Source organism: Croceitalea sp. P059 (assembly GCF_031846365.1).
Classification (GTDB): domain Bacteria; phylum Bacteroidota; class Bacteroidia; order Flavobacteriales; family Flavobacteriaceae; genus Croceitalea; species Croceitalea vernalis.
In genome coordinates this window covers 266,463-279,796 of record NZ_JAVRHW010000001.1, presented here as the reverse complement: position 1 = coordinate 279,796, position 13,334 = coordinate 266,463, and the positions used below count along the sequence as shown (strand labels likewise).

Genomic DNA, 13,334 nt, shown 5'->3' with positions numbered 1-13,334 from the left:
GTAAAGTATCATATTAAGTACTTTTAAAGTCTAGCATAAAGTTTATTAATTTGAAGAATGATAATAAGGTTGGGCTAGATTTGGTAATAGTCAATACCTTTAAGTATTTTGAGGCGTCCAAAGAACACTGCGCCTAAGGCAGAATGGGCATTAAGTTTTTAAAAAGGCCGCAATATTAGCTAAAACGGTAACCTGATCAAAGTACCAATCGACAAAAGATACGGGGAAGATTTTGATTTGGGCCCTGTTCAAAATTCGGATGCGTTCCACAGAAAGTGCATGCACAAAATCCCCTGGGTATCCTATAAGATCAATGGCATAATAGCCTGATTTCGTTCGTAATAAAAGATCTAGCGTAATATCCGCGATTTTGTACCCTTCCCAGATCTTGTCGTAAGCCACCTTGGGCAGGCTAGCTTGCACTTGCTTCAAAAAGACATCGTGAGCTGGAACTTTTCCTTTATAGGATGTTGATTTGCTTCTGCTTCCGTACGCGTAGTATTTCCGGAAAAGACTCTCCGGTTTGTGATCGTTAGGGCTTCCTGAATAGTATATATACTGCCTATGCCTGGCTCTGGTAATCGATACATTGAAAACATCTGGTTTGTTCAGATGTTGTTTTGTGGAGTGGTGCGTTGTGCCATCCACAACCATGGAGAGATACATTATATCCCGTTCTTCGCCCTGGAAAGCATAGGGAGTGCCCACCTTAAACTTGTGGCGGTCTAGGGTTTCTATGTTAAATTTATGTAACAAAGCTTGTGAAAGATGGTCGACCTGACTTCTAAATGGGGAAAGAATTCCAATGGAAGATACGAGTTTGGGGTCTAATTGCGCCTCGTTACGGACCAGATCAATAACATCTTCCAACAAGTTTTCCGCTTCAACAGTATTTACACCATTACCCTCTCGTTTTCCATTGGTTGCAATAAAGAACAGAGATTGTTCATCCCGGCCCGGCTTATGTGTCATCAGCCGGAGTTCGTTGTTATAGAATTCTTGATTGCTGAATCCTATGATTTGGGGAAGGCTACGGTAGTGCTCGTCTAGCATGGCAACTTGCGATCGACTTTGTAAGCTATGAATGGCAAGATCTAATATACTATGGTCCCTATAATTTAAAAGGAAAGTATCTACTGCCTGTAACTCCAGTTTTTGCTGGGTACGAAATTGAATGTCTTTTGAAAGAAAGGAGATATGCCGCAATTGACTGGGGTCGCCGGCGAACACCACTCTTTTGGCACGTTGCATGGCCGGAATACATGATGCAATATCGCATTGGGTGGCTTCGTCGATGATTACTACATCAAAAAGTTCTTTTTGAAGTGGGACCTTATCCTTGATTTCTGAAAGATTTATCAACCAAATAGGGAAGGCCTTTAAAATGCTGTCGAAATTGATTTTTTCAAAAATGGCAACACGTTCTGTATCGCTATGGGTGTTGAGTGCCTTATAGAATTCATTAAAATCGCTCCAATTCCGCTGTATGACCAAAAGCAGGTTGAGAACATAGTTCCATTTCAAAAACTCTTTGGTTTTTTTCACGGAACGGGTATCATTGCCCATGATTTTTGTAATTAGGTAATCTAACGGTCCTTGAAATGCTAGCTTATTTTCTAATTCTAGCCATAAGGTTTTCAAATTGTCCCATAGCTTGGGTTCTTTTTGGCTTAAAAACGCACTTTTTTCCTTTTCTCCGCCCAATATTTTGTCATAGGCACCCTCCAACTTGTTTGTTTCGATTTTGAGTTTTTGAAGTTGTCGGTGGAGGGATTTTAAGGCATCTCTTAGTTTGGACAAGTCGTCAAAGCCATTGTGTTCGTTGAATTCCTTGTGCAAAAATCGCATTGGGAAAGCGCTGAGCAATAATGACTTTATAAAACGGCGCACCTTAGTGATATGCTTTCTTTTTCTACCACCCCGGATGATGCAATGTTCAAAACCTAACTGCGTATTTATTTTTTCGGCGACCACATCTACGGCCTCATCTGTCCTTGAAGCAATCAAAACCGATTCTCCCCGGCTCATATGTTCCAAGGCGATTGCCGAAATGGTATAGGTCTTTCCGGTGCCCGGCGGTCCAACAATTAAGGTTGTTGGATGGTTGGCCGCAGAAAGCACTAGATTTTTTTGTGCTTTGCTAAGAATAGTAGGCACATAACCTTGTATCTCCTTGCCAATTTCAGGTAAAGACTTCTTCGAACTTTCGAACAGAAACGATAGGGGGAGCGAAAAGTCAGTTATGGTACCAAGCTGCTTTAATTCGTTAAGGACCCCACGGGTCCGAGCGGATTTATCAACAATGCCCATGGCACTAAAAGGCACAATTTGGTATTCATTCTTAGTTTCCTTAAGTTTTCGCAAGCGGTACTTTAGTTGATTTAAACTAAGGTTTTTAGGATACCCCAAAAGTTCGGTGGTTTCAATGTGGGGATAGTGTTTTTGGAACAGCTTTGCCAATAGGCTGATAGATTGAAAATCAAAAGTGTCATTTGGCAAGGCCTTTAACAGAATATCTTTAAAACCATCATGATCATCATTACTTGCCAACAATTGCAACAATGGGTAGTTCAACCTTCTGGATTTAAGATCGATTCGAGTGAAGAAAAAATCATCCTTTTTTTCTATACGAATAGTATGGTAGAATAAGGGAGTACATAACGATTGTAATTTTCCCTGAAAGTCAATGTAAGTTCCGCATACAAAAAGCGAACCATGGACGAGCTCTTTTTCCTTTTCAAAAAGCTTTGCGTTTTTTAGCAATTGCTCTGCTTGTTCATTTGGAATAGGAACAATGGGATACTTTCCATTTATCAATTCCTCTTGCTCAAAATTGATTTTGTGCGCCACCTTTGGCTTCAAGAAATTCATGATGCTAATGGACCGGTTGTCGGCAAGGTAGCAGTCATGAAAATAGTTGATAATGTTGGATAGCTTAACGGTCATTGCTTTAAGTCAGTCACCTTATCGCATTATTTCGTGCAGTTTTTGAATATCCTGGTGCATTAGGGTCAAACGGCCTTCGATCATATCGGTAAAGTCAGGGATTTGATTACAAAACACATGCCGTATGTGCCAAAGTTGTTTAATGGACGAGATAGGCATTGTAATGTCTTCTATGTTTTTATGTTCTGTTTTAAGAGTAACCTGATGAGAAGAAAAGAAAGACCTTCTAAATATTAGATTCTCATCTGTTACAAGGACACAATAGGAGCCTTTGTCAAGATTCTTGAAATCTTTTTGAGCTACTTTACACCCTATAATAACATCCTTGGGATAAAAACCACGGTCCAAATGGGTCATTTCCAAATTTTGTACTTCAAAGGCCAAGGAAACCTCTGGATGGGATACGGGTAATTGCAATTTTGGCAAACTTTTCATAAAACCATCATCTTGGAAAGAGGACGGATATTCCGGAACAAGCGCTGCAGTTACACAACTTATGATTGGAAAAACGTTCTTAGGCACTTTTGCGGTATTGGTTGTAAAATCTGCCTTAAATTTCAATAGTTCATTTACGGTTAGCTCATTGGTTAGTAGGTCATCTATGGAAATACTAAAATAATTAGCAATTTTGATTATTGTTTCTATTTTTGGCTCACTGCGTTGCTCCTCATATGCCCCTAAAGTCGCTCTTTTTAAATCAAATATCTTTGAAAAATCTTGCTGACTGAGATTTTGGACACTTCGAATTTTTTTAATGTTTTTACCGAAAAAAGACATAAAATGCTAATAATATTTGCAAAAATGAAAAATAATTGCTATACTTGTCTCGTAAATATACTAAAATATATGGTTTGGTATTCAAAATTGCTGAAAATATTAGGATTTTTGTCAATTTAGCTATTTATATTAGCTATTTGTCGCAGGTCTTTTTGCCAAAAGCACGTATTTTAAAGCTCGATTCGAGCAATGTATTTTAACTAGTAACCAACAAAAAGCATGGAAAAGAATTATCAAAAAGTCAAAGCATACCTCCAAGAATTGGATTTTGATATCGCTACGGAAAATCAGGAGGAAGGCATACTGGTCATCAATAAGGAGCAAGAGGGAATCAAGAATGTGATACTAGGGGTTTTTACCCCGATACTTATTATAGAGCAGCACATATTTGATATCGGCCTTAGCGATGCCAAAGTGTATAAAGAACTCCTTAAAAAGAATAGGGACATTGTACATGGTGCGTTTGTGCTTGACGAAACAGGAGAAAAAGTAATCTTTAGGGACACATTGCGCCTTCAGAACCTAAATTTAGATGAACTGGAGGGGTCTTTAAATTCATTAAGCTTGCTTTTAAGCGAGTATGCAGATCAAATTATAAACTATTCAAAACAGTAAACATGGTAAATTTTTTTAAAAGGTTATTTAAAATCGGGGAAGCCGAGGCAAATGCCGTAATCGACAAAATGGAAGACCCAATCAAACTTACGGAGCAAGGTATCAAGGACATGAAAGGGGATCTAGAGAAAAGTTTGGAGTCATTGGCCCAGGTAAAAGCGCTTGCAATTCGCTCAAAGAATGATACTGAAGAGTTTTTGTCCAAAGCGGAAGATTATGAACAAAAAGCAATGCTCATTCTTCAAAAAGGACAAAAAAATGAGATGGATGGAGAGGAAGCTGATCGTTTGGCCCGGGAAGCATTGGTGAAGAAAGAAGCCGCTAACCAGCAGGCTACCCGAAGCAAAAGTGATTCAGAAAAGTTTGACACTTCTGTTGCCAATTTGGAAAAGAACGTTCAAGAGATAAAGCAGAATATTTCTAAGTGGGAAAATGAGCTCAAAACACTTAAGGCCCGCGTAAAAGTCTCTAAGGCAACTAAAAACCTGAACAAGCAGATGGCTGAAATCGATAGCTCAAGCACGGTTTCCATGCTGGAGCGCATGAAGGAAAAAGTGCAGCAAGAAGAAGCGCTCGCAGAAGCTTATGGTGACATTGCCAATGCCTCAAAGTCTATAGACGAAGAAATAGACAAAGCTGCTGATGTTTCTGAAGCCAATGCTGACGCTGATTTGGCTAAGCTGAAAGAGCAATTGGGCATGAAGAGCGATAAGGAATCGTAAATTACGACCACGAAAGTTATAAGTATACCCTAAACACCAACCAACATTGGAAAACTATTTTGACATCATCTTTTCTCAGGTTAACATTACTTTAAGTGTGTTATTAATCATACTTATCATCTACTGGATAATAACTATGATTAGCGGCTTGGATTTTGACCTAGATATAGATGTCGATATCGAAGTGGACGCAGACATTGACATGGATATGGATACCGGAATTGAGGGTGGAAGTATGGATTTTTCCGATGTAGCCAATGCCGAAGTAGATCGGGAACATGTTGTAAATAAGGGTACCCGAAAACTTAAATGGTGGCAAATCATTTTGATTTATTTCAACTTTGTCGGAATTCCATTTATGTTCACATTCACTTTCTGGATTTTTACTTGGTGGATTATTAGTGTGCTTACTACGGTCATTACTTTTAGCTATGATAATAGTTTTGGTTTTGTTATCGTACTACTGGCCTTGATTCCATCATTATTTCTGACTAAAATCGTAACAACGCCATTTAAAGCCTTCTTTAAAAACTTAAATAAAGATGGGGATAAAGCGGTAGACTTTTTAGGAAGAGAGGCGATACTGCTATCGAATATTTCAGGAGAAAAATTAGGTAATGCAGAAGTAAACGTAGATGGAAACATTATGAACATTTACGTCAGATCGCTCGACGGTACAGCATTGACTTTTCGAGAAAGCGTACTTATTATTAAGCAGTCTAATGATAAAAATTACTTTTTTGTAAGTAAATCATAAATAAATTAAACCACTAAAACAACAATAAAAACTATGGAAGGAATCTTACCTATCATCGTAACAGGATTGGGAATACTCCTGTTTCTTATCATCGTATACTTTGCAATTATAGCCTTGTTCTATAAGAAAGTACATCAAGGGCAAGCCTTGGTTCGTACTGGCTTTGGAGGTACCAAAGTGGCTACTGACAAAGGACTATATGTAGTACCCGTTTTTCATCGGGTAGAAGTCATGGATATCTCCGTAAAGAAAATCCAGATTGAGCGAATGGGTGTAGAAGGACTTATTTGTAAAGACAATATGCGTGCTGATATCAAGGTGGCCTTCTTTGTTCGTGTGAACAATGAAGTGGATTTTATTAAAAAAGTTGCCCAGACCATAGGCGTCGAACGTGCTTCAAGAAAAGAAACCTTGGAAGATCTTTTTGAAGCAAAATTCTCTGAAGCCTTGAAAACGGTGGGTAAGAAGTTTGATTTCATTGCCCTGTATGAAGCACGGCGCGAATTCAGAGATGAAATTGTAGACATCATTGGTACCGATTTAAACGGATACACTTTGGAAGATTGCGCTATTGATTACTTAGAACAAACCGCAGTATCACATTTAAAACCTGACAACATATTGGATGCTGAAGGCATCAAGAAGATTACCGACCTTACCGCGGCCCAAAACGTCAAGGCGAACCTAATCAAAAGGGATGAGGAAAAGGTGATCCGCAAGCAAGATGTCGAAGCCCGGGAAGCGATTTTGGAATTGGACCGACAATTGGCCGAAAAGGAAGAACAACAAAAGCGGGAAATTGCCAATATCAAATCACGAGAAGAAGCTGAAATCATTAAAGTGGGCGAAGAAGAAAAACTCAAATCAGAAAGCGCGCGTATCGCAACGGAAGAAAAACTTCAAGTTGCCGAAGAGAATAAACAGCGTCAGGTGGTCGTAGCCTTAAAAAATAAAGAACGCACCACAGCTGTTGAGACGGAACGTGTAGAGAAAGATCGTGCATTGGAAGCCACGGAAAGAGAACGGGTGGTCACCTTAGCACAGATTGAAAAAGAAAAAGTAGTTGAAGTAGAAAAGAAGAATATTCAAGACGTGATTCGGGATCGCGTCATGTTGGAGAAGGGTGTTGTAGAGGAGCAAGAAAACATGAAAGATATACAGGCGTTCAAAGGAGCAGATCGTGAGAAGCAAGTAAAAGTCACCCTTGCGGAAGCTCTTGCCCAAGAAGATTTGATCAAAACCATTAAAGCTGCCGAAGCTCAAAAAGAAGCGGCTAAACAGCAAGCCGAAGAAATCAATATAGAGGCTAAGGCCAAAAAAGAAGCTAGTGAAAAAGAAGCTGAAGCCCGTAAAACCTTGGCAGAGGCTAGAGCAAAGGAAGAAGCAACCATCGGATTATCGGAAGCTGAGGTGATGCATGCCAAAGCAGATGCTTCTGAAAGACAAGGTATTGTGGAAGCTTTAATTATAGAAAAGAAGGCCAAAGCAGAGGCTGCCGGAATCGAAGCTAAAGCTGAAGCAATCAAAAAAGAAGGTCTGGCTGAGGCCGATGTGATTAAGGAAAAAGCACTCGCTGATGCTGCAGGAATTGAAGAGAAAGCCAATGCTATGAAAAAGCTTGATGGTGTAGGGAAAGAACACGAAGAGTTCAAGTTGCGACTTGATAAAGAACTTCAAGTAGACCTAGCACAAATCAATATCCAGAAAGATATTGCCGATGCGCAAGCACAAGTGCTGACCGAAGGATTGAAAGCGGCCAATATCGACATTGTAGGTGGTGAATCCATGTTCTTTGAACAAATTGTTGGTCAAGTTACACGTGCTAAAGGCTTTGATAGATTGGTACAGCATTCCGAACAAGCTCAAGACATTAAAGATGCCATTTTGGGTACGGAGGATGTGGCCGGGAATCTATTGAATCGTGTGAAGCAGTTTGCTGCTCAATATGACATCTCAAGCGAAGACCTGAAGAATCTATCCATAGCCAGCTTGTTGGTACAACTAAAAGGTAAGGCCACGAGCAATGACGAGAGCAATATGTTTGAAAACCTATTGAATCTCGCCAATAGCTTAGGTTTGGGCAACAATAAATTGAAGTAATATAAGAGGATAGGCTCCAGATCCCATTTAGGGGTCAGGGGCCAAATTCCCTTGTCAAATCGAAACCTTGAAATTGTTGTTGCTTTGTTGAAAAGAATTTTACACTGGGTTTTTGGTATGGATGCCCCTCAAAAACAGTGGGGTACTATCAAAGAAAACCATCTAGAAAAAGGAAAAATCGAAACTATTCTAGTACCAGACTTAGGGTATGGTGATGAATATAGTATTACAAAGTGGCGTGTACAACCTGGGCAATTGGTCAGAACTGGAGATGTGGTCTGTGAACTAGAAAATGGACCAGTTACGTTGGAATTTGAAAGTTATTATAGTGGCCGCTTGCTAAGTACCTGTAGTATGAAGCAGAATCTTAAGGTAGACGATGAAATTTTTAGGATTCAAGGGGTAAAGGAAAAAATTTTTGCACCGGAAGTCTCGGTATTTATAAAAAATAAAGAAGTTGGTGATACGCATCACCAAATCAAATAAAATCAATGCAGGAAGAACAACAAAACACTCCCAGCACTACCATACTTGATGATGGTACTTATGAAATCATTCAAGGGCGATTAAAAGAGCATAAAAATGAACTGCAAAAACGGCTGAACCAACTGAATGAGAGCCGAAAGCAGGTCTTTGGTAGTGTGGTGACCCAATTAATTTCCAATAAACGCATCAATACAGAGAACAATTGTATTGCCAGGGATATAATCACTATTGGCAACCACACCATTCTAGGATATAATGTGCATTTCGGATTGCGCACCAACATCAAACTAGAAGATGTGTTTGGCGTATATACCTATGAAGACGGGAATTTTGTTCCGCAATCTCTGGAATTGATGGCGGATAGCGTATTCTTAGACGATTTCATCAACCTTTATAAATACTATAGAAATACCATTTTTAGCAAGTTTGCGATAGTAGGCAACTATTTGCACATGGTCTTTCAATTGAGCGATAGTACTTCAGATATTAAGACGTTCAAATGGTTGATAAATGAGGATTCATTGCAGTATCAAGATAATCGCAGTGACCATGAATTGAAAATGCCCAAACAGCATGAATTCAACTGGACCGAGACCGATCGCGATATGCAGCGCTATGGAGAACATCCCCATGTTTCTATTTTAGATAAAGTTTTTGTGGAAACGATCGGAGGAGATCTGACCATAAAAATAGAAGACAATACGGATGAAGGGTTGGGTATTTTCAGTGAAGATGTCATTCATAAAGACCAAACCTTGGATGATGGCCAGTACCGCTACGCCGAAATCGGCAATTTGATCGCCATTGAAATCAAACCTTTTCAAGAAGAAGCACGCTATTTTGTCTATAATCACAAAATCCAAGAAGTAAAGAAGATACAGAGCATACAAGATGCCTGTATTTTGTTGCCTAATGATCAGGGTGTCATTTATCCCAACGGGTATTATTTGCAATCAGGCGCCTTCAAACGGTTTGAGTATGACTTGGGCAAAGTACGGTTTGCCGAGAAAATCAGCTCGCCCAACGGTGAAGATTTTCTATATGTTTTTTACGAAAAGCAAACCGGATTGTATGTCTTGATGTCGTACAACGTCATTGAACAAGAAATAAAGACACCTATCATTTGCAACGGGTTTACCATCTTGAAGCACGGCGAACTATGTTATTTTAAAACCGACGAGGAGCAAACCAAGCATCATGTCATCCAAATATGGCAGACCACCTTTATGAAAGGGGACGAGGTTCCTTCAGAACACACTGATTCCTTGCTTTATAAAATTGGAAATAAGGATATTGTGGAGGCCATGGCCGAATGTCAATCACTAATCACCCTGTTGAATAAGGAAGACAACTATGGGGGTCTTTATGATGATCTTGTCAAGTTCTCCTCCGATATTTTGGACAGCTATTACTGGATTCATGAAGAAGTGGCCCACCAACTCAGTGCACCACTAGCCGCTATCAATGAAACGGCCAATGCCGCTATTGATGAATTTGAGAAGGTAGTTCAGCTGCGCAAAACAGCAGCGGCGACCACTAAGGCAACCCAAGAAACTGCTATAGCGATTTTCGGGAAGATAAAGAGCAGTTCCTTCAAGTCTATAGATGATTTTGTTCAGATTTTATCTAAGCTCCGTTCCTTTCGAGGGGAGGTAATTGGTCTAAAAGAAGTACGTTATGTAGACTTTTCATTTATTGAAACTCTAGAACAAAACATTGCAGAACAGACCGATAAGGTTTCGCAACGCTGTGTTCTTTTTCTGATTGATGACAAAGCCCTTGCTCCCTATCAAGCCCGTGTATCTGAAAAGCAAGCCTTGTTGAAAAAGGTATCAAAGGTCGTTGAAACCAAACAGCTTCAAGATGAGGTCAATCAAATTGCAGAAGATCTTGAAATGCTCATTGAGATCGTTTCCAACCTAAAGATTGAAGACACTTCACAAACCACTAAGATCATTGATAATATTTCATTGATTTTTGCTTCGATCAACCAACTCAAGGCAGCGATAAGAAATAAAATCAATTCGCTATCGGTTGAAGAGTCCGGAGCTGAATTTGCGGCCCAGTTAAAGTTGGTAGACCAGAGTGTGATCAATTACCTTGATATTTCCAGCACGCCCGAAAAAACGGAAGAATCATTGAACAAGGTTGTTTTGCAATTGGAAGATCTTGAAGGCCGTTTTTCTGATTTTGAAGATTTTATCACCCAAATCATTGAGAAGCGGGAAGAAGTCTACAATGCTTTCGAAAGCCGAAAAATGACCTTGATTGAAGCGCGTAACAAGCGAACTGTGGCTTTGGAAAATTCGGCAAAACGAATTTTAAAAGGCGTACTCAAGAAGTCCCTGACCTTTGACAATCTAAATGATATCAACGGCTATTTTGCGGGGGATTTAATGGTCAGTAAGATTCGGGATATCATTCAGCAACTTTTGGAATTGGAAGATTCCGGAAAGGCAGAGGCCATTGAAACTGCGGTTAAGGTCGCCAAAGAAGATGCGATACGCAAGTTGAAAGACAAGCAAGATCTGTATGAAGATGGTGAGAACATCATCAAACTGGGCAAGCATAAATTCGGGGTCAACAAACAAGTCTTAGACTTGACTATTGTATATAAGGACGAAGGATTGTATTACCATTTGACGGGCACTGATTTTTACCAAGAAATCAATAATGAAACGCTAACACAATCAAAAGCATATTGGAACCAAGAACTGGTTTCTGAAAATGAAACGGTGTATCGTGCCGCGTATTTGGCATACAAGATTTTCAACCGTGAAGACAAGACCCATTTGAACGATCTATCGAAAACAGCCCTTAAAAAACTGGTGACTGAAGAAACCAGTAAAAACTATGCTGAAGGCTATGTAAAAGGGGTACATGATGAAGATGCCCATAAGATACTTTCTGCTCTGGTCTCAAAACACCATGATTTGGGGGTCTTAACTTATTCGCCTGAAATCCGTGCATTCGCCCAATTTTTTTGGCAGACGTTGAATATAACAGATTTTGAACATTGGAACGAGTCGCTTAAGAACGCAGGGCAGGTTGTTAAGGTATTTCCGGGCAGCACGGCACATCAAAAAGTGGTCCGCCAGTTGGCTGCGGCCATTGCTGAATTTGCCAATAGCAGTGAGTTGTTTGACGCCGCGCTGAACTATGACATTGCCCAGTACCTCTTTGAGGAAATCAAGGAACACAATGATTTTGTGGTCAGTCATTCGGCCCAAAAACTCTATGGGCAATTTGCCAAGCAATTGAAGGGCAAAAAGCTGTACGCCAAGATTAAAGAAAAGGTTGCGATTGACCCGCATACCCAAATGGAAGACATTCAAGAGCGCATTGCATTGGCTTGGCAATGGGTCAAAGCATATCTTGATACTGGGTCCGGACCGCAACAGAAATATCTGTACGAAGTATGTTGTTTGTTCCTGTTTAGCCAGAGCACAAGAGCTATTGCCATAAGCCCAGCCATTGACATCACCCAAATGAGGGGCAGCCATGGCAGTTTTAAGGATGGGACCTTCGCATTTGAATACCACAAATTTGTTGCGACCCTAGCGCACTTTAGCAACCATGAGGTAAAAGCCTTTACTGTATTTAGTAAAGCCAAACATGAATTGACGGAACAGGTAAAAGCGGATTTAAAATTGGAAAGTTTCAAACCAAGGGTATTGTCATCCTTTGTTCGAAACAAACTGATCGATCAGGTATATTTTCCATTGATTGGGGATAATCTTGCAAAGCAATTGGGAAGTGCTGGCGATACCAAACGCACCGATAGAATGGGAATGCTCCTCCTTATTTCCCCACCAGGATATGGTAAAACAACCTTAATGGAGTACATGGCAAACCGTTTGGGATTGATTTTCATGAAGATCAACGGGCCTGCCATAGGCCATGAGGTGACATCGGTTGATCCCAATACGGCAACAAATTCTGCAGCCAAAGAAGAGTTGAAAAAGCTCAACTTGGCTTTTGAGATGGGCAATAATGTGATGTTGTATTTGGATGATATTCAACATTGCAATCCAGAGTTTTTGCAAAAATTCATTTCCTTGGCAGATGGAACCCGGAAAATAGAGGGGATATATAATGGTGTGGGCAAAACCTATGATTTGCGGGCCAAGAAGTTTTGTGTCATCATGGCCGGAAACCCATATACGGAAAGTGGGGATAAGTTTCAAATTCCGGATATGTTGGCCAACCGAGCAGACATTTACAATTTAGGTGATATCATTGGGGATACCGCGGATTTGTTTGAACTGAGTTTGATTGAAAACGCTTTGACCTCCAATCCCATTTTACAACAGCTAAGCAGCAAGTCGTTTGAAGATGTCTACCAACTGCTGCATATGGTAGAAAGCGAAACGGAGGATGCCTCTTTACTAAAAGGTAACCATACCAGGCAGGAAGTTCAGGATTATTTGGCCGTTTTAAAAAAGGTGCTTCGGGTACGTAACACAGTGCTAAAAGTCAACAAAACTTATATTAAATCTGCTGCAATGGAAGACGCCTACCGAAAAGAGCCCTCGTTTAAGTTGCAAGGCTCCTACCGGGATATGAATAAATTGGTGGCAAAAATTGTTCCCATTATGAACGATGGGGAATTACAAACGCTTTTGCTGTCGCATTACGAAAGTGAATCCCAGACCTTGACCAGTGCTGCCGAGGCCAATTTTTTAAAATACAAAGCACTTACCCGGTCCTTGTCAAAAGAGGAAGAAACTCGATGGGCGTCCATTAAGGATACTTTTTTAGAGCAGAACAAGGTAAAAAGTTTTGGAAACCAGGCTGCCATGTTCCAATTGTTGGAACAGGTATCGCAATTCAACAAGCACTTGGAGGGTATTCAAAAAGCACTTCAGAAACAGGTGAAAGAGAAATAAAGTTAGTAATTCTAGACATCCTTTCAATCTTTAATTATTAAA

General features: G+C 40.1%; 8 protein-coding genes. 6 read left to right on the top strand and 2 right to left on the bottom strand.

The genetic code is table 11. The features are described from left to right. Positions 1–150: 150 nt before the first annotated feature. Together RM542_RS01180 and RM542_RS01175 are read right to left on the bottom strand one after the other, a co-directional pair. Complete coding sequence (locus tag RM542_RS01180) at positions 151–2,946, bottom strand: AAA domain-containing protein (protein ID WP_311383875.1); 2,796 nt, start codon at positions 2,944–2,946, stop codon at positions 151–153. 18 nt (positions 2,947–2,964) lie between these two features. After that, complete coding sequence (locus RM542_RS01175; protein WP_311383874.1) at positions 2,965–3,723, bottom strand: helix-turn-helix transcriptional regulator; 759 nt, start codon at positions 3,721–3,723, stop codon at positions 2,965–2,967. Between the two features lie 219 nt (positions 3,724–3,942). Here RM542_RS01175 and RM542_RS01170 point away from each other — a divergent pair, with 219 nt between their 5' ends. The 6 genes from RM542_RS01170 to RM542_RS01145 all read left to right on the top strand — a co-directional run bounded on the left by RM542_RS01170 (position 3,943) and on the right by RM542_RS01145 (position 13,292). Further along, on the top strand, positions 3,943–4,338 hold the full coding sequence (locus RM542_RS01170) for a molecular chaperone Tir (RefSeq protein WP_311383873.1): 396 nt from the start codon (positions 3,943–3,945) through the stop codon (positions 4,336–4,338). 2 nt (positions 4,339–4,340) lie between these two features. Next, positions 4,341–5,060, top strand: coding sequence for a PspA/IM30 family protein (locus RM542_RS01165; protein WP_311383872.1), 720 nt, complete (start codon positions 4,341–4,343; stop codon positions 5,058–5,060). A gap of 46 nt (positions 5,061–5,106) precedes the next feature. Continuing rightward, on the top strand, positions 5,107–5,817 hold the full coding sequence (locus tag RM542_RS01160; protein WP_311383871.1) for an OB-fold-containig protein: 711 nt from the start codon (positions 5,107–5,109) through the stop codon (positions 5,815–5,817). A 33-nt stretch (positions 5,818–5,850) separates the two neighbouring features. Further along, complete coding sequence (locus RM542_RS01155; protein ID WP_311383870.1) at positions 5,851–7,917, top strand: SPFH domain-containing protein; 2,067 nt, start codon at positions 5,851–5,853, stop codon at positions 7,915–7,917. Positions 7,918–8,004: 87 nt separating this feature from the next. Continuing rightward, complete coding sequence (locus RM542_RS01150; RefSeq protein ID WP_311383869.1) at positions 8,005–8,403, top strand: lipoyl domain-containing protein; 399 nt, start codon at positions 8,005–8,007, stop codon at positions 8,401–8,403. Between the two features lie 5 nt (positions 8,404–8,408). Next, positions 8,409–13,292 (top strand): DNA repair ATPase, encoded by a 4,884-nt coding sequence (locus RM542_RS01145; protein ID WP_311383868.1) that lies wholly within the window; start codon positions 8,409–8,411, stop codon positions 13,290–13,292. The last annotated feature ends 42 nt before the right edge of the window (positions 13,293–13,334 follow it).